Origin of the sequence: Aquaticitalea lipolytica (assembly GCF_014641635.1) — a bacterium.
Classification (GTDB): Bacteria; Bacteroidota; Bacteroidia; order Flavobacteriales; family Flavobacteriaceae; genus Aquaticitalea; species Aquaticitalea lipolytica.
This window is the reverse complement of sequence record NZ_BMIC01000005.1, coordinates 42859-66598: the sequence shown is the minus strand read 5'-3', so window position 1 is coordinate 66598 and position 23740 is coordinate 42859. Positions and strand designations below refer to the sequence as shown.

Sequence of the window (23740 nt, the reverse complement as noted above, 5' to 3'; positions counted from 1 at the left end):
ATTTGGTTTTAATTACATGTCAAAGAAACAGCGGAATTATAGTCTATTTAAATATATTAGATGAAAAACATCGATAAATGGTTAATATGAATTTGACAACGAAAAACATCGACGAAATTCACAAATTAAGCTTACAGCCCAATAAATAAGATAAAACTAATGACAGATTATACAACAAATACCTACTACAATCTATTTATCCGACAAAAGGACAACCAGTATAAAATAGGTAATACTACTTATAAAGAACGTGTTAAAAAATTGAATGCTTTAAAAAGGGTTGTTGAGATTACTTATAAAGAAAAAATTAGGCAAGCCTTATATGATGATTTTAAAAAACCTTTTACAGAAACTGATCTTACAGAAATTTATCCAGTAGTAAGTGAGATAAAATTTGTAAAAAGTAATTTGAAAGACTGGATGAGTCGACAAAAAGTTGAAACGCCAATGGCATTGTTGGGATCTTCTTCTTGGTATAATTTTGAGCCAAAAGGCGTTTGTTTAGTGATTTCTCCATGGAATTTTCCTTTAAACTTAACTTTTGGGCCATTAGTTTCAGCAATTGCTGCAGGTAATACTGTGATATTAAAACCTTCTGAAATGACGCCTCATATATCTAAAGTGATGGCTGAAATAGTTAAAGATATATTTGAAGACAATGAAGTAGCATTATTAGAAGGTGAAGTTGAGGTGTCTCAAGAGTTATTAAAATTGCCATTTAACCATATCTTCTTTACTGGCTCGCCTAATGTTGGTAAAATTGTAATGAAAGCAGCAGCAGAGCATTTAACATCTGTAACTTTAGAATTAGGAGGTAAGTCACCAACAATTATAGACGAAACAGCAAACTTGAAATCCACAGCTAAAAAAATTGCTTGGGGAAAATTCATAAATAATGGACAAATATGTGTCTCTCCAGATTATTTATTAGTAAAAGAATCAATTAAAGACAATTTTGTAAACGAATTAAAGCAACAAGTAAAAGCTTTTTATACTGAAGAAGCTTCAAAGTCTGAATCTTTCAGTCGTATAGTTAATAATAGACATTTTGATAGATTAGTTAATCATCTTGAAGATGCTAAAAAGCACAATGCAACATTTGAAATGGGAGGGAAAAGTAAGTCAGAAGACAACTTTATTGAACCCACTTTAATTTCAAATTTACCTGAAAACGCATCGTTATTACAAGATGAAATATTTGGTCCAATTCTTCCAATTAAGACTTATAAAACTAATGAAGAGGTTATTAACTATATCAATTCAAAAGAAAAACCATTAGCGCTTTACATTTATAGTAAACATAAGAAAACAATTAATGATATTATAAAAAACACAAGAGCAGGAAGTACGTGTATTAATAATAATGTTGTACAATACTCTAATCATAATTTACCTTTTGGAGGCTCCAATAATAGTGGTATTGGTAAAAGCCATGGTTTTTTTGGTTTTCAGGAATTTTCTAATAAGCGTTCAGTAATGAAACAACATACAAAAGGATCTATTGAATTTTTGTTTCCACCTTATACAAATTTGAAGCAAAAAATAGTAGACTTAACAATTAAATGGTTTTAAACCTTATTGAAATAATCTGATTGTATTTGTTCGTTTTTCCCATCTTGGTATTTAGTCATGCTAAACCATTGATGTATTGAATAAGAACCTGTAACACCTTTTTTGTTTACTGCAATATAACCAACCTGAAAATTCTTGTAATCACTATTTGGTTTATTTACAATTCTGCTTATAGCTTCTTCGCAAGCTTCTTGAGGTGTTTTTCCTTGACGCATTAATTCTACTACAAGAAAACTTCCAACAGTTTTTACAACTTCTTCACCAAGACCTGTTGCAACACAAGCTCCAATTTCATTATCTACAAACAAACCAGAGCCAATAATTGGCGAATCACCAACGCGTCCTGCCATTTTAAAAGCTAATCCGCTTGTTGTACAGGCGCCAGAAATATCACCATTTTTATCAATAGCAAGCATTCCTATGGTATCATGATTTTCGATATTAATTATAGGTTTGTATTGAGAGGTTATCTTCCATTCTTCCCAAGCTTTTTTTGAAGCTTCAGTTAGTAAGTCTTCTTTTGGGAAACCTAATTCGTAAGCAAATTGCTCTGCTCCTTTTCCTGCAAGCATGACATGAGGAGTATCTTCCATAACTTTTCGAGCTACAGAAACAGCATGAACCACATTTTGTAAATACACTACAGACCCACAATTACCATGTTTATCCATGATGCATGCATCTAGCGTCACATTTCCATCTCTATCTGGCAACCCACCTTTACCTACAGACTGTCCTGCTTCATTAGCTTCTTCAACTTTGCAGCCTTGTTCAACAGCATCAAGAGAATTACCACCAGCTTGTAATACTTCCCATGCTTTAGCAGTAGCATCCATAACATGCCAAGTAGCAATAACTAATGGGATTGAGCCTTTTTCTTGAGATTCGGTTGGGATTGGTTTTCCTTCAGAAGTGTTTTCAACACAATTAACTAAAGTACTTCCAACTGCTAATCCAACTCCTGTTAATGAAGCGTTTTTTAAAAATTTTCTACGTTCCATAGTTGTTTTATTAATACTCTACACCTTGTTTGTCTAATATAGTTTTGGTTCTAAATGCATAAAACAATAAATACACAAAACACAATACAGCAATCCAATATGAAGGCTGAATACCAAATACATCAGCAAGTTTACCTTGTACTGGAGGGATAATTGCACCTCCTAAAATCATCATAATTAAAAAGGCAGAACCTTGTGATGTGTATTTTCCTAATCCAGCAATACTTAATGCAAAAATACCTGGCCACATAATAGAACAGAATAATCCACCAGATAACAAAGCAAATAAAGCTAGTTGCCCAGATGCAAAAACTCCTATTAACATTCCTAAAATACCTAAGGCACTAAATATTTTTAAAGTTGCTACAGGTTTATCTTTAGCTAAAAAGAATCCACCTATTTGTACTGCAACACAGATGCTAAATAATAAAATTTCTGTGCCAGTATATTTGCCATAATTAACCAATAAAATTACTCCTAAAGCCACATAAGGAACTATAATAAGGAGCCATTTTTTTAATCCTTTACTTGGATTAAAAACTGTAATTGCTCCTACCCAACGACCAATCATCAATCCTCCCCAATATAATGAGATGAATGGTGCAATTTCGGCATCATTCATTACAGGGAGTTTTAAAGCATTTAAGTTATTTGCTTTATCTGAAACTGCTTTTAGTAACTCTCCTAAATTACTTTGAATTGTCACTTCAACACCAACATAAGTGAATATGGCTAGCATCCCTAAAACTAATTGAGGATATTTCATTGCTCCCCAACCATCAGGTTTTTTTGAAGCGTTTGAATAGGCAACCCAGATGCAAGCTATTACTGATAATAAAGATATAAATAACAATATTAAACGTTTATGCTCTAATGCTTCAGTAGTTATTTCATTACCTGTATAGGTCATAAAAATAAGAGTGAAACACGTTGCAATTATTAATGTTAAAATGATAAGTGTATTACGAGCTTTATTAGCAGTTTCGAATGTTGAGTCTGCCTTTGCTTGTGGGAGTTTTTTTGAAAAATGAAACAATGCTGCAGCTAATAAAAAGGAAATACCAACACCTAAATATAAGGCTTGAACAGTTGTTAGTTTTATCTCATTATTGGTAATCATAGCATTTAACTCGTCACCAGATAAAGGTGTAGATCCAAAGATTATAAATGCAATTACGATAGGTCCAATAGTAGTACCAAAAGAATTAATACCACCTGCAAGATTAAGTCTATGTGAAGCTTTTGAAGGTTCTCCTAATGCTATTGCAAAAGGGTTAGCTGCTGTTTGCTGTAATGAAAAACCTAATCCAACTATAAATAGAGCTAATAGGACTAAATAAAACACTTCTGTTTGACCTTGTTGAGCACCATTAACTACAAAATACATAACGATAGCTCCAATTGCAGAAATAATTAAACCATAAACAATACCTGATTTATAACCCAAGCTGTTTAATATATCTCGCTTTATTGTACTTGATAAGATGAATAACAATAATGCTCCAATATAGTAGGCTCCATAAAAAGCAAAATCGACTAATTGCGATTGAAATTGGTCGATATTAAAATAGGTTTTACAAAAAGGAATAAAAACGCCATTTGAAGCAGCAATAAATCCCCAGAAAAAAAATACAGTAACCAAAGTAGTTAATGCAGATTTGTTGTTTTGGTTAGTCATGTTAGTTTTTGTATAAGTTAGTATGTTATTGTTTTATGCTAATTTCATCAATAAAAATCCAGCTTCTTCCATCATGTTTATAGCCAAGATGCCACTTAGGGAGTTTGCCTAGTTTTCTAGCAACTATTTTTATGTACTGATAAGAATTTGAAGGCATTTTGAAATCAATAGTTTTAATTGTAGAACCATCAGAATACTTAGAAGCGTCTATATTATAATTTCCAATAAATTTATAATTATTATTATCATTAGAGGCATAACATTCTACAACGGTTGGGTAGAAAATCCATGAGCGTTGATCTTCTAAGAAGTTTACACTAATAATGTTTATAGTTTTCTCTTCTCCTAAATTCACAATCGCCACAACATCTTTATCTTGATATCCTTGCCAAGAACCTGTTCTAAAATCTTTTGTGCCTTTTATGCCATCTATAAGTGCATTCTCACCACCTCCATTATATTGATTTGCATAAGTGGTTTTTAATTTTAGCGACATATTTGGATCTATTTTATAAAAAGACGTAGAAACAGTAGCACTTTTTTCATTATCCTTTTCTGCATAGACTTTTAATAAAGTAGGCTCAGATATTTTTATTGGAGCTTCATATTTAATGAATTCTGAGTTATTATAAGCATAAAATATTGTTGCATCCTTATCAGTGTTTTCTAAAACAACTTCAGTTTCATTTTTAAATGCAACATCTCCTTTAGCAATAAAAGGAATAGGTACAATATTGTAATCTTCAATTTCGGTTTTTGGCTCATCACCTTCAGCGGTTCCCCAATCTGATGGTTCATTAGTCATAAACAATTCTAAAGTGCCTCCTTCAATTATGTCTTTATGAGAAATATAAGTTTCATTTAGAGTTCTGCCATTAAGTTTAGCACGTTTTATATACTTATTTTCAGGGTTTAAATCGTAGGCTTTAATATGAAATTTTTCACCATTTTCAAGGTTTATAGTTGTTTTGTCAAACAATGGTGTTCCAATGATATATTGATTTGAGCCTGGAGTAACAGGATAAAATCCCATAGAGCTAAATACATACCAAGCACTCATTTGTCCGCAATCTTCATTACCAGAAATTCCGTCAGGATCATTTTTATATAATTGAGTAAGAATTTGATGAACTTTCTCTTGTGTTTTATAAGGTTTATTTACAAAATTATATAAGTAAGCCATATGATGACTAGGTTCGTTACCATGCGCATATTGACCAATTAGCCCAGTGATATCTGCTTGATCTCTTCCTGATGTTTTAGTTTTTGCTGTAAATAAAGTATCTAGTTGAATTTCTAATGAATCTTTTCCTCCCATAAGCTTTATTAACCCTGAAACATCTTGAGGCACATAATTACTGTACTGCCACGCATTAGCTTCAGTATAGTTAAAATTTACTTCGTAAGGATCAAAAGGAGAGAACCATGTGTTTCTAAAACGGCCTCTCATAAACTTCGTTTCAGGATCGTATACGTTTTTATAGTTTTGTGCACGCTTTATATATGTTTCATAATCATCATCTTCATTTAATTCTTTTGCCATTTGTGCAATTGTCCAATCGTCATAAGCATATTCTAATGTTTTAGAAACAGATTCACTTTCTTCTTCAACTGGAATATATCCGAATTTTTTATATGATTTTAAACCTAAATGATCTCGAGTAGCAGAATGTTTCATCGCTTCAAAAGCTTTATCAACATCGTAATCTTTTATCCCTTTAAGATAAGCGTCAGCAATAACAGGAACAGCATGATACCCAATCATACAACCAGTGTAATTACCACTTAAATCCCAAATTGGTAGTATGCCACCTTCTTCATACTTAGCCACAAATGTGTTTATAAAATCATTTGTTCGTTTTTGTTCTATAATGGTATAAAGTGGGTGAGCTGCTCTGTAAGTATCCCAAAGCGAAAACACAGTATAATATTCAAAATTCTTAGTTTCATGAATTTTTAAATCCATTCCTCTATATCTTCCATCGACATCTTGATATAAATTTGGAGCTATCATAGTGTGATATAAAGCAGTATAAAAATTAGTTTTATAATCTATATTTGAGCTTTCAACAACAATTTTTTCAAGTTGTTTTTCCCAAGTAGACTGAGCTTTTTCTTTAACTTGGTCAAAAGTTTTTTCACCTATTTCAGTTTCTAAATTTTTTCGTGCACCTTCTTCATCAACAGCGCTAATACCTATTTTTACATAAACAGGCTCATTTTTTGGGTTGTTAAATTGAAAAGCCGCTTTTTTGTTTTTGTATTGAGATTTTGATGAGCCTAAATCAACAGTTATTGGATGCGAAAATTTAATATAATAGTATAATTTTTGATTTTTCGCCCAAGCTTTTGAGTGACGATGACCAGATAATTCGGTATCAGATAATCTTTTAATACTACCACTTAACAATTCATCTCTATGAAGTAAATCGATTATAATAATTTGGTCTTGTGCAGTTGGGAATGTGTATTTGTGAACTCCACTTCTTTGAGAAACGGTTAGTTCTACATCTATTTCCGTTCCATCTAAATGAACTTTATAATATCCAGGTTCTGCAGATTCTCTTTTATGAGAAAACTTAGCTCTGTATCCTTTTTTGCCATCACTACCATTATTAAATAACACTTTATTAGTTGGCATTAGCAAAATATCACCATAATCACTTACTCCAGTTCCACTTAAATGAGTATGAGAGAAACCATAAATATATTTGTCACTGTAATGATAACCAGAGCAACCATCCCAACCATCCAAACGAGTATCAGGACTTAGTTGCATCATACCAAAAGGCATTGTTGCTCCAGGATAAGTATGTCCATGTCCACCTGTTCCTATAAATGGATTTACATAAGAAATTAATGATTTATCTTTTTTTGCAGATTCAGTTTTTGGTTTATTATTACAACTGATTGCTAGAAAAAAAACAATTATTAAATATAAATATGACTTCATTTGCGTTATTATTCGTAATCTTTCGGAAATATACTAAATCTTAAGAGATGGTTAAATTTAATCTTAAGATTTTAATAACAGTTTAATTCAATTATATTTGATAAAAAACACTAAATGGCTCGATTCATTATTCCTCTTTTAATCTTTTCTACCATCTTTTTTTTGATTGAATTTTATGCTTTTCAGGCACTTAAAACTGTTACTAAAAGTAAAATCATAAAATGGGTTTGGATTATTTTAGCCATTGCTATTTACTTAAATTTATTCTACACACTTTTTACAACGCCTAGAAGTGCAGGTCAAACTAAAGCATTTCAGTTTGCTGCAGGATTTTTAATTACTTTTTTAATCCCGAAATTGGTATTATTAATAATCATGTTTGGAGAAGATGTGGTTAGAGTAATTCAAAAACTAATAACTTGGGTTGGACCAGGTGAAACAAAACCACTTGCAGGAAGACGTGCTTTTATTTCTAAAATAGCTTTAGGATTAGCAGCAATACCTTTTACTTCTTTTCTTTATGGAATTATAAAAGGACGTTACAATTATAAAGTACTTAAGTATGAAATTGCTTTTGATGATTTACCTGATGCTTTTGATGGCTTTAAGATTACTCAAATTTCTGATATTCATTCTGGAAGCTTTACTAATAAAGAAAAAATACAGTATGGCGTCGATTTAATAAATGAACAAAAATCTGATATTATTTTGTTTACAGGTGATATTGTAAATAATAAAGCAAATGAAATGGATGATTGGATAGATGTTTTTAAAAATTTTGAAGCCCCTTATGGTAAATTTTCAATTTTAGGAAACCATGACTATGGCGATTACGTAGATTGGAATAGTAAAGAGGACAAAAAGAAAAATTTTCAAGACGTAAAAGAGATACATCCTAAAATAGGTTTTGATTTGTTATTAAATGAAAACAGATTTATAGAAAAAGATGGGCAGAAAATAGCTATAGTTGGTGTTGAAAATTGGGGAAAAGGATTTAACCAGGCAGGAAATTTAGAAGAAGCATCTAAGGGAATTAATAAGGAAGATTTTAAAATTTTAATGTCTCACGATCCTTCACATTGGGAATATAAAGTTAAACAAGACGAATTGCATTACCATTTAACATTAAGTGGTCATACACATGGATTACAAATGGGAATTGAAATTCCTGGGTTTTTTAGATGGAGTCCGTCTCAGTATGTTTACAAACAATGGGCTGGATTATATGAAGAATTTGGAAGATATATTAACGTAAATAGAGGATTTGGCTATCATGCTTTTCCTGGTCGAGTTGGAATTTGGCCAGAAATTACAGTTATTGAACTTAAAAAAGGCACAAGTAATGCATAATTACTAGGAAATCTTATATTTGTATATAAACATTTGACTTAAAACTTTAAAGGTATGTCAAAATTTGGGGAATTAATAGATGTCGATATTCCAGTTTTGTTAGATTTTTTTACAGAATGGAATGAACAATCTACAGCAATGCATCCTGTACTTAGAGATGTAGCAGCTGCTCTTGGTGATAAAGCAAAGGTTATAAAAATTGATGTTGATAAAAACAAAGAACTAGCCGAAGCTTTACGCGTTAAAGGTTTACCTACACTTATTATTTATAAAAGTGGAGAGATGAAATGGCGTCATAGTGGTGAACAAGATGCTAATACTTTAATAGGAATTATTCAAGAATATATTTAGTTTTTATAAAGACTGAAACGAATATCCTCTTGCACTAAAATACTCTAATATTTTTGGTAATGTATGTTGCATTCTTTCGGATGCTTTAACACTATCATGAAACACAATAATACTACCGTTTTTAGCTTTAGAAATTACATTAGTATAACATTCATCATTTGATATAGTGTTATCCCAGTCAAAAGACAAAACATCCCACATTATTATTTTATAATCTAAAGCAATTAGTTTTTTGCCTTGCTTAGGGCTTATTTGCCCATATGGAGGACGAAAAAGATTTGTCTTGGTTTTAGCTTCAATAATGTTTTGGGCTTCTAATACATTCTCAATATAATCTTTAGTTTTTGTTGTCCAACCTTTTACATGATTATGAGTATGATTACCAATAGCATGGCCTTCTTCTATTATACTTTGAAAAATTTCAGGATATTTTTTTATGTTATTTCCAATGCAAAAAAAGGTAGCTTTTGCATTATGTTTTTTAAGTTGATGTAGCGTCCAACTTGTTATTTCTGGCGTAGGGCCATCATCAAAGGTGAGGTAAATAACCTTATCTGTAGTCTCAATGTCCCAAACATAGTTTGGGAACATCTTTTTGACTACTAATGGTGTTTTTGATGGAACTAGGTTCACAAGAAATTTATTCTAATTTTAAAATGCTGTCAATTGTATCAACAGGAATATCTCTTTCTTCTCTTATGTTTTTCGGTTCAGGTTCTTCATCTTCAAAAGCACTAAAGAGTTTTAAGAAATTATTGAATTTTTCTTTTTCTTTTAAAGCCAAGTCTTTGTCATTATATACAAAAACTAAATCTACTAAACTCCTATAGCGTTCAATATCCGTAACAATTTCTTCCAGATATCTCTCTTGTGTCTCTTTAGACAAACCACTGTAATAGGTTAAATTCTCTTGATATTTTTTTGTTACATCTTTGTATAGTTTACGTGCTTTTTCTTTACTACCTATTTCGTAGTAAGCACTTATATAAGGCTCTAGAAGAGTGTAATACCCAAAGTCTTCAACAGGCATCTTTTTCATAGCTAAGTCAGCAACTTTTTCAGCTTTGTCATACTTATCTTCATTAATTAACTGCTCAATAAGTCGCGCTAAATTACCTCTGTAAGTTATACTGTTTTTACGGGTTTCTATATCATGGTAAATATCTGTGCCACTATTTCCCCATTTCCAAGACATAACTTTTTCATACATTAAATCACTATCTACGCGACCCATATCAAAAGGGTTAGCTCTATCAACGGGAGTTTTTATTGGGACTAATTTGTAGCATAAACCATCTAACTGTAAGTAGTCTTTCATCCAGATATAGTCATCATCACCAAAACTTCCACCAGTAAAATAAATAGGACGCTCCCAATTATTATTGGCTATAATGTCTAACATTAATAATCGGTTTTTATATAAAGCACTTCCTTTAATTTCAATATCAATATAAGGAACAATTTCATCTGCATCTTTTGCTTTAACAATTCCGTTTTTTAATACTGCATTTTTGTCAACAGGAATTCTTACAAAACGCGTTGGGAAGAAATTAGAGTTAAGCATTTGATTAGGATATACACTTGTGTCTTCGCCAGTTTGTTGTAAAATATATCTTAGTTTAGTTCTTGGATTGTCGCTAGTTACAAAATTTAAAAAGTCTTTAATTAAAAGAGTGTCTTTTATAACTTCTTGTCTCATTATATAGTCACGAGTTCCATATCTATACTGTTCATGGGTTAGCTGTGATGGTATAGGGTCACTTTCGTAAGCTTTACGTTTCATTTGGTCTATATACCAATCGGTTTGAAATAAGCTAGTATTTACAACTCTTACATCACGGCGAATACCTTCTATTTCTTGAGCATACCACAATGGGAAACTATCGTTATCACCAATGGTAAATAATATCGCATTTGGTGCACAAGATTCTAAATACTTTATAGCCATAGCATGTGCAGTTTCTTTATTTGATCTGTCGTGATCATCCCAATTATTTGCTGCTAAAATACCTGGCACTAACGCTAGGCAAACAACAGTTATTCCTGGAGCTAAAAACTTTGATGAGGTATATTTTTTGAGTGCTTCAAAAATTGCATACACTCCAAAACCTATCCAAATAGCAAACACATAAAAAGAACCAATTACAGAATAGTCACGCTCTCTAGGTTCAAATGGTCTTACGTTGGTATAAAACTGAATTGCTAATCCTGTCATAAGAAAGAAAACCAACATAGTCCAGAAGGTTTTTTTGTCTTTACTAAAAAGGAATAGAAAACCAATTAGCCCTAAGATAAGTGGTAAAAAATAGTAGGTGTTTCTTGCCTTATTGTTTTTTACATCACTTGGTAAATTGTCTTGAGACATATTAAGATGCCAAGAATCTATAGGGTTTATTCCACTAATCCAGTTGCCATGTAAATCATCATATTTTCCTTGAATATCATCTTGTCTTCCAACAAAATTCCACATAAAATATCTCCAATACATATAGCCAAGTTGATATTCGAACATATAACCAATATTTTGGATAAGAGATGGTTTTTCAACATCAAGGTATTGACCAAATTTCTTTAAGAAACTATGGTAATCTTCATAATCTACTTTGCCTTCGTAAACGCTCTTTTTAAAATCTGAAACAATTGAACGCAATTCGTTTTGCATTTGATATTCTGGCTTAATATTAAATTCTAATAAACCAGTAAACATCATATAATTTTCGGCATTTTCTGTACTCCACATTCTAGGTAAAACAGAAGCATGCTCAGAATTATAATTTTGTTTTGCATTCTTCCAGTCGTTTATAATAACATATTTTCCTGTTTTATAATCTTTTTCATAATTAGGCTTATCATCAACATAAGGCTCATTTTCATCTAATCCTGTATATTGTTCAGTAAATAATGGACCGTAAAACAAATGTGTTTCTGGGTATTGTTCAAGGTTGTAATAAGCTAGTAATTCTCGAGCATCTGAAGGGTTATTCTCGTTAATTACAACATTGGCATTGGCGCGAATTGGCAACATTAGCCAACAAGAGAACCCAATAAAAATAAACATTAGACATAAAATTAGAGTATTACCAATTTGTTTGCCTTTGTCTTTAGTATATTTTAAGCTAAAATAGAATGCAGCAATTACTGCTAGTAAAGCAATTATTGTCCCAGAATTAAATGGAAGCCCAAAAGTATTTACGAAGAATATTTCCGAAGCACTAAATATCTTTAATGCATTTGGTAACAGTAATTTAAATATAAATAACAAAATTGCAGCTGAAGCAACATTGGCAATAATGAAGTTTTTTACTGTTATAGTTTTATAATTTTTAAAATAATAAATAAGTCCAATAGCAGGAATAGTTAAAAGGCCCATAAAGTGAACTCCAAACGATAATCCAATAACAAAAGCAATTAAAACTAACCAACGGTTTCCTCTAGGTTTATCCATATCTTGCTCCCAACGCAATGCTAACCAAAACAGAATAGCCATTATTAAAGTTGCCATAGCATAAACCTCGGTTTCAACAGCATTAAACCAGAACGAATCTGTAAATGTAAAGGCTAAACTACCTACTAAACCACTTCCTAAAATGGCAGTTTTTTTAGTTTTAGTTAAATCTTCGTCTGCTTCTTTTACTAATTTTTTTAATAAAAGAGTGATGGTCCAAAACATAAATAATATAGTAAATGCACTTGCAACAGCACTCATCATATTAAGCATCATACCAATTTGTGAAGGCTCTAAAGCAAACATAGAGAAGAAGGCTCCTAACATTTGAAATAATGGAGCTCCTGGTGGATGACCAACTTGTAATTTTGATGAAGTTAAAATGTATTCACCAGCATCCCAGAAACTTACAGTAGGTTCAATAGTAAGCCCATAAACGATTAATGAAATTAAAAAAACGAACCAACCTAAAATTGTATTCCATTTTTTATAGCTGAAATGTGTCATAAATCTATGTTTGAAAAGAAGTGCGAATTTAAGAATAAAAAAACAAGGTCTAAAGGTTTTTATGCAAACGTTAAGATTTTAGGATTATTTTCTTTAAAAAATGTTTGTGCAAATCAAACTTTGTACTAAATTTGCATCCTCATTTAGAGATTGGCCTATGGTGTAACTGGCAACACGTCTGGTTTTGGTCCAGAAGAGTCTAGGTTCGAGCCCTAGTAGGCCAACAAAAAAGTCTTCCTTTTCGGGAAGACTTTTTGCTTTTATATATGTCTCATTATATTTTAAAAGTAATAACAGGTCTTTTTGCATGATTTACTAAATCTTCACTTATACTACCATTAAAGAAATGGGCAATACCTTGTCTTCCATGTGTACTTATCCCAATTAAATCTGCATCAATCATTTTAGAAAAATTTAAAATGCCCTTTTCAACAGTTTCATCATTATAAATATTAATAGTATAATTATCAAAAGTGTAATCTTTTATAAATGCTTTTATACGTTTATTAGATTCTTCAGTTGTGCTAAAGCTATTTGCGGTATTAACCATTAGTAAGTGTATTTTCGCATTAAATGATTTGGCAAAATCTACAGCTTGTTTATACGTTTCTTTATTGTCCTTTTTAAAGTCTGAAGCAAAAACAAAATTATCAACAGTAAAATTTGCATGTTCGTTTTTAATCACTAACACAGGAATGTCTGAAGTTCTTACAACTTTTTCAGCATTAGATCCAATAAACATTTCTTTAAACCCACTAGCTCCATGAGAACCCATTACTATCATATCAACATTGTTTTCATGGCAAGTATCTATAACAGATGAAAAAGTATTATTAGCCTTAACAGTTTCGTGCACTATTATGCCATCTAAAAACTCGCTAGCCATAACTTCTTCAAATCTTTGATGAGCTAGTTTCATAAAAAACATAGCTTCAGGCAATGCACTATGAGTACTTAATGCATCAACTTCTTGCAGAGGTAATTCTAACATATGCAGCAAATATATTTCGCAGTCATGTTTTTTAGCTAATTGTGCAGCAACTTTAAGAGCATTCTCTGCTTCTTTTGAAAAGTCAGTTGGAACTAATATTTTTTTCATTGCGTTTAAGGTTAGTTATTTGTTTTAAAAATAATAATAAAAATCGACTTTATTACAGTTGCAGAAATCAATTTAAATGTTGTATATTTGCAGCGTTGTATGAAAAAAAGATAACGTGAGGGGACAAAAAGTCCCCTCTTTTTATACTAAAAAAATGCTGAATCAAACTACAGTTCAATCATTGATAGAGAATGGATTAGAAGAAAGACCAGATCTTTTTCTAATTGATTTTACCATATCAACAGATAATAAAATTTATGTCGTTATCGATGGAGATAATGGCGTGAGTGTTGAAGATTGTATTTTTATTAGCAGAGCTGTTGAGCACAATTTAGATAGAGAAGATGAAGATTTCTCATTAGAAGTTACTTCTGCTGGAGCTACGTCTCCATTGATAAATAAAAGACAGTACAAGAAAAATATTGGTAGAGTTATAAAAGTTAAAGCTAAAGAGGATATTAAAATTGAAGCAAAGTTGACAGAGGTTGATGAAACTGCAATTTCCTTAGAGTGGAAAACAAAAGAACCTAAACCAATTGGCAAAGGAAAAATAACAGTAAATAAGCAAGCTAAAATTGCGTTCGACGACATTTTAGAAGCAAAAGTGATTATAAAATTTTAATTCATAGTAGGTATGGAAAATATTGCATTAATTGATTCTTTTTCAGAGTTTAAAGATGACAAATTAATCGATCGTGTAACGTTGATGGCGATTTTAGAAGATGTATTAAGAAATGCACTTAAAAAGAAATATGGTGATGATGATAACTTCGATATTATTATCAATCCAGATAAAGGAGATTTAGAGATTTGGAGAAATAGAATTGTTGTTGCTGATGATAATGTGCAAGAACCAAATCAAGAAATTGCATTATCTGAAGCTCGTAAAATAGAGCCAGATTTTGAAGTAGGTGAAGATGTTGCAGAAGCAGTTAAATTAATTGATTTAGGAAGACGTTCTATTTTAGCATTACGCCAAAATTTAATTTCTAAAATACATGAGCATGACAATACTAATATCTATAAGCAATTTAAAGATTTAGTAGGAGAAATATACACTGCTGAAGTACATCATATTCGTCACAGAGCAATAATATTGTTAGACGACGAAGGCAATGAAATAATTTTACCAAAAGAAAAGCAAATCCCATCAGATTTCTTTAGAAAAGGAGAAAATGTAAGAGGTATAATAGAAAGTGTTGAGCTAAAAGGAAACAAGCCAACAATTATCATGTCTAGAACAGCTCCTGTATTTTTAGAAAAATTATTTGAACAAGAAATACCAGAAGTTTTCGACGGTTTAATTACAATTAAAAATGTGGTTAGAATTCCAGGGGAAAAAGCAAAAGTAGCTGTAGATTCTTATGATGACAGAATTGACCCAGTTGGAGCATGTGTTGGTATGAAAGGATCTAGAATTCATGGTATTGTTCGTGAACTTGGTAATGAAAATATTGATGTAATTAATTACACAAACAACTTACAACTATTCATAACAAGAGCTTTAAGTCCAGCAAGAGTAACTTCTGTAAAAATTAATGAAGAAACTAAACGTGCTGAGGTTTTATTAAAACCTGAAGAAGTATCAAAAGCAATTGGTAGAGGTGGACACAATATTCGTTTAGCTGGGCAATTAACAGGATACGAAATAGACGTATTTAGAGAAGGAGCTGAAGAAGATGTAGAATTATCTGAATTTACTGATGAAATAGAATCTTGGATTATTGAAGAGTTTAGTAAAGCAGGTTTAGATACAGCGAAAAGTATTTTAGAACAAGACGTTCAAGATTTGGTTAAAAGAACCGATTTAGAAGAAGAAACAATTTTAGAAGTTATTAGAATTCTTAAAGAGGAATTTGAAGAATAACACATATTTAAAGTATATTACAAGCAATTTATGGCTGATACAATTAGATTAAATAAAGTATTACGCGAACTCAATATTTCCATTGATCGTGCTGTTGATTTTTTAGAATCAAAGGGCGTGAGCGTGGAAAAAAGTCCGAATACAAAAATATCAGAAGAAGTTCACACAATTCTTTCTAACGAATTTCAAACAGATGCAAATAAAAAAGTTGCATCTCAAGAAGTAAGTGAAGCAAAGCTTAAAGAAAAAGAAGAATTGCGCGAACAGCGTGAACGTGAGCTTGAAGAGAAACATAAAAAAGAGGAAGCAAGCAAGCAAGTTGTAAAAGCCAAAGCCGAATTAAGTGGTCCAAAACAAGTTGGAAAAATTGATTTAAATCCAACTAAACCTGAGCCAAAAAAGGAAGAAGCAAAAATTGAAGAGCCTAAAAAAGTTGAACCAGTAAAACCTGAGCCAATAAAGCAAGAGGCACCTAAAGAAGAAATAAAAGAAACTCCAAAAGCAGTTGAGCAACCTAAAATTGAACAGCCTAAAGTTGAAAAACCTAAAGAAGTTGTAAAAGAAGAAAAGAAAGAAGTTGCTGAAGAGGAAGAGGAAACTTTAAAAACAAAATATCAAAAATTATCAGGACCAAAAATTGCAGGTGAAAAGATAGACTTATCACAATTTAATAAGCCTAAAAAGAAGAAAGAAGAGAAAAAGCCAGATGCAAATAAAGACGCAGCTAATAAGAAAAAAAGACGTCGTATAAGCAAAGGTCCAACTCCAGGAGGTGATACAAACTCTAACCAAAATAGAGGAAATAATAATAACCAAAGAGGAAACTTTAAAGGTAAACCTCAAGGAGGAAAACGCACAAGTACAGTAAAAGAAGAACCTAGCGAAGCAGAAGTACAAAAGCAAGTTAGAGAGACTCTTGAAAAGCTTCAAGGTAAATCTTCAAAAGGAAAAGGAGCAAAATACAGAAGAGATAAAAGAGATCAGCATCGTCAACAATCTGAAAAAGATTTAGAGCAACAAGAAGCAGACAGCAAAATTTTAAAAGTAACTGAATTTGTTACTGCTAGTGAAGTTGCTACAATGATGGATGTTCCAGTAACTCAAATTATTTCTGCATGTATGTCACTAGGAATGATGGTAACAATGAATCAGCGTTTAGATGCTGAAACATTATCTGTTGTTGCAGATGAGTTTGGATATGAGGTAGAGTTTGTAACTTCAGATTTAGAAGATAACATTGAAGAAGTTGAAGATAAACCAGAAGATTTAAAACCACGTGCACCAATTGTAACAGTAATGGGACACGTTGACCATGGTAAAACATCACTTCTAGATTATATTCGTCAAGAAAATGTAATTGCAGGAGAGTCAGGAGGTATTACACAACATATTGGAGCTTACGGAGTACAATTAGAAGGAGGCCAAAAAATAGCTTTCTTAGATACTCCAGGTCACGAGGCCTTTACCGCAATGCGTGCTCGTGGTGCTCAGGTTACCGATTTAGCAATTATTGTTATTGCTGCAGATGATGCCATAATGCCACAAACCAAAGAAGCAATAGCTCATGCCCAAGCTGCAGGAGTTCCTATAATATTTGCCATTAATAAAATTGATAAACCAGGAGCAAATCCAGAAAAAGTAAAAGAAGGATTAGCTAACATGAATTTATTGGTTGAAGATTGGGGAGGAAAAATTCAATCTCACGATATATCTGCAAAAACAGGTCAAGGTGTTAAAGAACTATTAGAAAAAGTATTGTTAGAAGCCGAATTGTTAGAGCTTAAAGCAAATCCTAATAAAATGGCTAGCGGAACAGTTGTGGAAGCGTTTTTAGATAAAGGACGTGGATACGTTTCAACAATTTTGGTACAAGCAGGAACTTTAAAAGTTGGTGATTATGTACTTGCTGGGAAAAACAGTGGTAAAGTTCGTGCTATGCATGATGAGCGTGGAAATGATGTTAAATCTGCAGGTCCTTCAACACCAGTATCTATATTAGGTTTAGATGGAGCGCCTCAAGCAGGTGATAAGTTTAGCGTATTTGAAGATGAACGTGAAGCTAAGCAAATTGCTGCTAAACGCACACAATTACAACGTGAGCAATCTGTAAGAACACAACGTCATATTACACTTGATGAAATTGGTAGACGTATTGCATTAGGTGACTTCCAAGAATTAAACATAATCCTTAAAGGAGATGTTGATGGTTCTGTTGAAGCATTAACCGATTCGTTCCAAAAATTATCGACTGAAGAAATTCAGGTTAATATTATACATAAAGGTGTTGGAGCTATTACTGAAAGTGATGTGTTATTAGCTACTGCATCAGATGCAATTATAATTGGATTTAATGTACGCCCAATGGGTAATGCAAGAACAATAGCTGATAAAGAAGAAATAGATATCAGAATGTACTCAATTATCTATGATGCTATTAATGACTTAAAAGATGCTATGGAAGGTATGTTATCTCCAGAGCTTAAAGAAGAAATTACTGGTACTGCTGAAATTAGAGAAGTCTTTAAAGTCTCTAAAATTGGAACAATTGCAGGATGTATGGTAACTAGCGGTAAAATATTCAGAAACTCTAATGTAAGATTAATTAGAGATGGAGTTGTAATATACACAGGCGAATTAGCCTCACTTAAACGATTTAAAGACGATGCAAAAGAAGTTGCTAAAGGATACGATTGTGGTATGCAAATTAAAAACTACAACGATATTAATATTGGAGATGTAATTGAAGCATTCCATGAAGTAGAAGTAAAAAAGAAATTAAAATAATTAAAGAGAATATACTTTAATAAAAAAGCGACCATTTGGTCGCTTTTTTATTATCTATAAATTAATATTTTAGCTAGTTTTTTTCTTTTTTAGAATAAAAAATAAATGCATTTGCAAAGTTCTTTTTAACTTTCACTAAAGCTCTATCAGCTTCTAGTCTGCTTCTAAAATTCCCTACCCATACTTTGTAGTTTGGAGTTTCGTATTCCATAGATATTGGCCAATCTTTATATAAAGAACTAAATTGACTTTTGGTAGATTCAGCTCCACCTCTTTCACCAGAATACACCTGAATTTTATATAAATCAACAGTTTTTATATCTTTTTTAAATTCTAATAATTTTTCAATGTCTTTATCTTGGTCAATTACAACGTTTCCTTCTTGTGCTTGAGCTTTTAAAGAAAACCCAATGAATATCAAGCAAATAAATGCGCCTTTAATACACGATTTTATCATAACTTTTTTAAATTTTATACAAATGTAAATTTATTAAACTTAAATATCACTCAATTTATTATTTAGAATGTTTATAAATTATCAATTAACAGTTCTCTAACATTTCTAAAATCGACTTTAAGTATTACTTTTGCGTGAGATTTTTAACTGTATTTTTTTCTTATTAATGAAAAAATCATACCAAAGTTTAGAAGATAATTCAACTAACAATATGAAACAGGTGATACACCGTAAATTAACCTCAAAGATTCTATATTTAGGGTTTGTTATATTACTTACGCTTTCAACGTCACTACAAGCTCAAGATGGTGATCCTGCAAAAGGAAAAGCTTTATTTAACACTAACTGTGCTGCTTGTCATAAACTAGATAAGCCAATGACTGGTCCTGCTCTTAGAAATATTGAGCAAAAGCTAGCAGATGAGCAAGGTTTAGACAGGGCGTGGATTTCTGCATGGATACGTAATAGTGCTGCTGTTATTAAGTCTGGTGATGCTTATGCAAACAAAATTTTTAATGAGCATAACGGAACAGCAATGACTGCTTTTCCAACATTAGAAGACCAAGACATTAGTGATATTTTAGCTTATACTGCTGAGGTTGTTGAAACTCCAGCTCCAGGCACAGGAACTGATGTAGGAGTAAATCCAAATTCAACTACAGATAATTCTTCAAGCAAACTTATATTAGGTGCTTTAGCTTTATTGTTTGGTTTATTAGCAATGGCTTTAGTTATAGTGAGACGTACTTTAAATCGTTTTGCTGAAGCTAAAGGAGTTGATATAGCAACTAAAGAAAAAGGATTGCCACTTTGGAAGGCATTTGTTAAAAATCAATTTTTAGTAATAGTAACTGCAATTTTATTCTTGTTAGCAAGTGCTTACTTTATATTTGGTTATTTGTCTCAAATTGGAGTTGATCAAGGGTATATGCCAGTACAGCCAATTCATTATTCGCACAAAATACATGCTGGCGATAATGGTATAGATTGTAAATACTGTCACTCTTCTGCAAGAGTAAGTAAAACATCAGGTATACCATCATTAAATGTGTGTATGAACTGTCATAAAACTATTTCTGAAGTTGCTCCAGAAACATTAGCTGAAGGAAATAAAATAGGAGTAGATTATAACGCTGAAATTCAAAAGCTATATGCAGCAGCAGGATGGAGCGATACAGAACAAAAATATACAGGAGAAAGTAATCCGGTTAAATGGGTAAGAATACATAACCTTCCAGATTTTGCATATTTTAATCACTCACAACACGTTACTGTTGGAGGTATTGAGTGTCAAACATGTCATGGTCCTGTTGAAGAAATGGAAGTAATGTATCAATTCTCTTCATTGACAATGGGATGGTGTATTAACTGTCACAGAGAAACAAATGTAAAAGTTGAAGACAATGCCTACTATACAAAGATACACGAACAGTTATCTAAAAAGTATGGAGTAGACAAACTTACTGTTGCACAAATGGGAGGTTTAGAATGTGGTAAGTGTCATTATTAATTTATTAAGAAGTAATTCAATTATATAATATGTCATCAAACAAGAAATACTGGAAAAGTGTTGAGGAGCTAAACGAAAACAGCTCTATTGTTGAGGCGCTTAAACAAAACGAATTTGTTGAAGAAATTCCTACTGATGAGTTTTTAGGAGATAAAAGCACATTAGAAGCTTCTTCTACAACACGTCGTGATTTCTTAAAATATGTTGGTTTTAGTACAGCTGCAGCTTCACTAGCGGCTTGTGAAGGACCAGTGATTAAGTCGATTCCTTATGTAGTGCAACCTGAAGAAATTATTCCTGGTGTTGCAAATTACTATGCAACTACAATTGCAGATGGTTTTGACTTTGCAAGTGTTTTAGTAAAAACTCGTGAAGGGCGTCCAATTAAAATTGAAAACAACACAATGGCTACTGCTAATGGTGGTGCTAATGCCAGAGTTAATGCTTCAGTTTTAGGGTTATATGATAGTTTAAGAGTTCAAGGGCCAAAGAAAGACGGTAAATCAATTTCTTGGAGTGCTTTTGATTTAGAAACTAATCAAAAGTTAACCGACTTAATGAATGCTGGTAAGGAGATTGTGTTATTAACACAAACTTTTGCAAGTCCTTCAACAAGTAAATTGATATCAAACTTCAAAGAAAAATATGGTAATGTACGCCATGTAGTTTATGATGCTGTTTCAGAATCTGCTGCATTAGATGCATACCAAGCTAAATATGGAGAACGCGCTTTAGCTAATTACGATTTCTCAAAAGCTTCAACTATAGTTTCTGTAGGTGCTGACTTTTTAGGAGATTGGCAAGGTGGTGGTTTCGATTCAGGTTATGCTCAAGGACGTGTGCCTCAAGAAGGTAAAATGTCTAGGCATATTCAGATTGAAGCTAATATGTCGTTATCTGGTGCAAATGCAGATAAGCGAGTGCCTGCAACACCAAGCCAACAAAAATTAGCTTTAGCTAAATTATATAGTTATGTTATTGGTGGTTCAGTTTCTGGAGACCTTCCAAAACAAATTGATGATGCAGTTCGTAAGGCAGCTTCACAATTAAAAGAAGCTGGAAGTAATGGTGTTGTTGTAACAGGAATTCAAGATGTTAACGCACAAACTGTAGCGTTAGAAATCAATGCTTATTTAAGTAGTAAAGTATTTGATAAATCTGCTCCAATAAAAACAAGACAAGGTAATGATGCAGATGTTGCAACTTTAGTGGCTGATATGAAAGCTGGAAAAGTTGGTGCTATCATTATGAGTGGAGTTAATCCATTATATACATTACCAAACGCAAATGATTTTGCTGAAGGGTTAAAGAAAACAGAATTATCTATTGCTTTCTCTATGAAAGCTGATGAAACAGCTTCAGTTACTCAATATATAGCTGCTGCACCTCATTATTTAGAGTCTTGGGGAGATGTTGAACTTAAAAAAGGACATTACGGTTTAACACAACCAACTATTCGTCCTTTGTTTGATACACGTCAGTTTCAAGATGCTTTATTAAAATGGACTGGTAATGATGTGTCTTATCACGATTTTATTAAAGATAATTGGAATACAGGTATTCTAGGCGGAAGTTCTTTCAACCAAGCATTGCATGATGGATTATTTGTTGGAGCTATGCCTGCATTAGAAAACGCACCTGAAACAACCGAAGCTAATACTTTAGAAACTGTAGCTTCATCTGGAGATGCAGCAAGAGCCTTAGCATCATCATCTAAAGCAGAAGGATTAGAGCTAACATTATACACTAAAGTAGGAATGGGAGATGGTCAGCAAGCCAATAACCCATGGTTACAAGAGTTTCCAGATCCATTAACAAGAGTATCTTGGGATAACTATTTAACTGTATCTACAGCAGATGCAAAGCAATTAAATCTTAAAAATTGGCATGTTGCTAATGGAGGTTTAAATGGTAACTATGCAGATGTTACTGTTAACGGTGTTACTATAAAAAATGTGCCAGTAATTATTCAACCAGGACAAGCTAATGGGTCTGTAGGATTATCATTAGGTTATGGAAGAACAGCTGGATTAAAAGACGAAATGAAAACTGGTGTTAATGCTTATGCGTTATACCAAAACTTCAATACAGCTCAAAATGTAAGTGTAACAGCAGCTTCAGGAGAACATGAGTTTGCTTGTGTACAATTACAAAACACTTTAATGGGTCGTGGAGATATCATTAAAGAAACAACACTAGAAATTTTCAACACAAAAGATAAAGATTATTGGAATGCAATTCCGGTGGTGTCTTTAAATCACGTTGAAACTCCTGTTACTTCTCCTGATGTAGATTTATGGGACGAATTTGACCGTTCAATTGGTCATCATTTTAATTTATCTATCGATTTGAACGCTTGTACTGGATGTGGAGCATGTGTTATTGCATGTCATGCTGAAAATAACGTTCCTGTAGTTGGTAAATCAGAAATACGTCGTAGTCGAGATATGCACTGGTTGCGTATTGATAGATATTATTCTTCTGAAGATACGTTTGAAGGAGATGATACTAAAAAAGAAAACTTCTCTGGTTTATTTGGAGATAATGGTTCACTTGGTGGATTTAATGAAATGGAAACACCTGCGGATAATCCACAAGTAGCATTCCAGCCAGTAATGTGTCAGCATTGTAATCATGCACCTTGCGAAACTGTTTGTCCAGTTGCTGCAACGTCTCATGGTCGTCAAGGCCAAAACCACATGGCTTATAACCGTTGTGTAGGTACACGTTATTGTGCAAACAACTGTCCTTATAAAGTTCGTCGTTTCAACTGGTTCTTATACAGCGAAAATGACGAGTTTGATTATCATATGAACGATGATTTAGGACGTATGGTATTAAACCCAGATGTTGTTGTTCGTTCTCGTGGTGTTATGGAAAAATGTTCTATGTGTATTCAAAAAACACAAAAAACTATTCTTGATGCTAAACGTGATGGACGCGAAATTAAAGATGGAGAATTCCAAACAGCTTGTTCTTCTGCATGTAGTAATGGAGCAATGACTTTTGGTGACATCAATGATAAAGAAAGTAAAGTTGCAAAACTTAAAGAAGATAACCGTATGTATCACTTGTTAGAAAGCGTTGGAACAAAACCAAACGTGATGTATCAAACTAAAGTGAGAAATACAACTGAAGCATAATATTAATTAAGTAATAATTATAA

The 23740-nt window shown here is 32.3% G+C and carries 15 protein-coding genes and 1 tRNA gene; 9 read left to right on the top strand and 7 right to left on the bottom strand.

What is annotated here, in order from left to right; all coding sequences use genetic code 11:
• Positions 1 to 159 precede the first annotated feature (159 nt).
• On the top strand, positions 160 to 1572 hold the full coding sequence (locus IEW41_RS11470; RefSeq protein ID WP_188606508.1) for an aldehyde dehydrogenase family protein: 1413 nt from the start codon (positions 160 to 162) through the stop codon (positions 1570 to 1572).
• Here IEW41_RS11470 and IEW41_RS11465 read toward each other — a convergent pair.
• The 3 genes from IEW41_RS11465 to IEW41_RS11455 are packed head-to-tail and all read right to left on the bottom strand — an operon-like array spanning position 1569 to position 7204.
• Entirely contained in the window at positions 1569 to 2573 is a 1005-nt protein-coding gene (locus IEW41_RS11465) for an isoaspartyl peptidase/L-asparaginase family protein (RefSeq protein WP_188606507.1), read from the bottom strand. The two genes, IEW41_RS11470 and IEW41_RS11465, sit on opposite strands and share 4 nt — an antisense overlap.
• Positions 2574 to 2583: 10 nt before the next feature.
• On the bottom strand, positions 2584 to 4251 hold the full coding sequence (locus IEW41_RS11460) for an MFS transporter (RefSeq protein WP_188606506.1): 1668 nt from the start codon (positions 4249 to 4251) through the stop codon (positions 2584 to 2586).
• A 25-nt stretch (positions 4252 to 4276) separates the two neighbouring features.
• A complete protein-coding gene (locus IEW41_RS11455) occupies positions 4277 to 7204 on the bottom strand; it encodes a GH92 family glycosyl hydrolase (RefSeq protein ID WP_188606505.1) in 2928 nt (975 codons plus the stop codon).
• 114 nt (positions 7205 to 7318) lie between these two features.
• On the opposite strand from IEW41_RS11455, the gene IEW41_RS11450 reads away from it, so the two are divergent.
• Positions 7319 to 8554, top strand: coding sequence for a metallophosphoesterase (locus IEW41_RS11450; protein WP_188606504.1), 1236 nt, complete (start codon positions 7319 to 7321; stop codon positions 8552 to 8554).
• A 54-nt stretch (positions 8555 to 8608) separates the two neighbouring features.
• Positions 8609 to 8905 (top strand): thioredoxin family protein, encoded by a 297-nt coding sequence (locus IEW41_RS11445; protein WP_188606503.1) that lies wholly within the window; start codon positions 8609 to 8611, stop codon positions 8903 to 8905.
• Positions 8906 to 8908: 3 nt separating this feature from the next.
• On the opposite strand, the gene IEW41_RS11440 is transcribed toward IEW41_RS11445, so the two are convergent.
• Complete coding sequence (locus tag IEW41_RS11440; RefSeq protein ID WP_188606502.1) at positions 8909 to 9538, bottom strand: polysaccharide deacetylase family protein; 630 nt, start codon at positions 9536 to 9538, stop codon at positions 8909 to 8911.
• 7 nt (positions 9539 to 9545) lie between these two features.
• Positions 9546 to 12857 (bottom strand): glycosyltransferase family 117 protein, encoded by a 3312-nt coding sequence (locus IEW41_RS11435; protein WP_188606501.1) that lies wholly within the window; start codon positions 12855 to 12857, stop codon positions 9546 to 9548.
• Positions 12858 to 13008: 151 nt separating this feature from the next.
• Here IEW41_RS11435 and IEW41_RS11430 point away from each other — a divergent pair.
• Positions 13009 to 13081: transfer RNA gene (locus IEW41_RS11430), tRNA-Gln, on the top strand.
• A 50-nt stretch (positions 13082 to 13131) separates the two neighbouring features.
• Here IEW41_RS11430 and IEW41_RS11425 read toward each other — a convergent pair.
• Complete coding sequence (locus IEW41_RS11425; protein ID WP_188606500.1) at positions 13132 to 13956, bottom strand: universal stress protein; 825 nt, start codon at positions 13954 to 13956, stop codon at positions 13132 to 13134.
• A gap of 157 nt (positions 13957 to 14113) precedes the next feature.
• Here IEW41_RS11425 and rimP point away from each other — a divergent pair, with 157 nt between their 5' ends.
• From rimP to infB, 3 genes are read left to right on the top strand one after another with little or no spacing between them, the layout of a single operon-like run.
• Positions 14114 to 14578 (top strand): ribosome assembly cofactor RimP, encoded by a 465-nt coding sequence (rimP, locus tag IEW41_RS11420; protein WP_188606602.1) that lies wholly within the window; start codon positions 14114 to 14116, stop codon positions 14576 to 14578.
• A 12-nt stretch (positions 14579 to 14590) separates the two neighbouring features.
• Positions 14591 to 15823, top strand: coding sequence for a transcription termination factor NusA (gene nusA, locus IEW41_RS11415; RefSeq protein WP_188606499.1), 1233 nt, complete (start codon positions 14591 to 14593; stop codon positions 15821 to 15823).
• A 30-nt stretch (positions 15824 to 15853) separates the two neighbouring features.
• Positions 15854 to 18607: a translation initiation factor IF-2 gene (infB, locus tag IEW41_RS11410; RefSeq protein ID WP_188606498.1), complete on the top strand. Its 2754-nt coding sequence runs from the start codon at positions 15854 to 15856 to the stop codon at positions 18605 to 18607.
• Positions 18608 to 18680: 73 nt separating this feature from the next.
• On the opposite strand, the gene IEW41_RS11405 is transcribed toward infB, so the two are convergent.
• Positions 18681 to 19064 carry an SPOR domain-containing protein gene (locus tag IEW41_RS11405; RefSeq protein ID WP_188606497.1) on the bottom strand — a complete coding sequence of 128 codons (384 nt, stop codon included), beginning with the start codon at positions 19062 to 19064 and terminating at the stop codon, positions 18681 to 18683.
• Between the two features lie 211 nt (positions 19065 to 19275).
• On the opposite strand from IEW41_RS11405, the gene IEW41_RS11400 reads away from it, so the two are divergent.
• Positions 19276 to 20574 carry a c-type cytochrome gene (locus IEW41_RS11400; protein ID WP_188606601.1) on the top strand — a complete coding sequence of 433 codons (1299 nt, stop codon included), beginning with the start codon at positions 19276 to 19278 and terminating at the stop codon, positions 20572 to 20574.
• Positions 20575 to 20603: 29 nt separating this feature from the next.
• Positions 20604 to 23717 (top strand): TAT-variant-translocated molybdopterin oxidoreductase, encoded by a 3114-nt coding sequence (locus IEW41_RS11395; protein ID WP_188606496.1) that lies wholly within the window; start codon positions 20604 to 20606, stop codon positions 23715 to 23717.
• Positions 23718 to 23740: the final 23 nt, after the last annotated feature.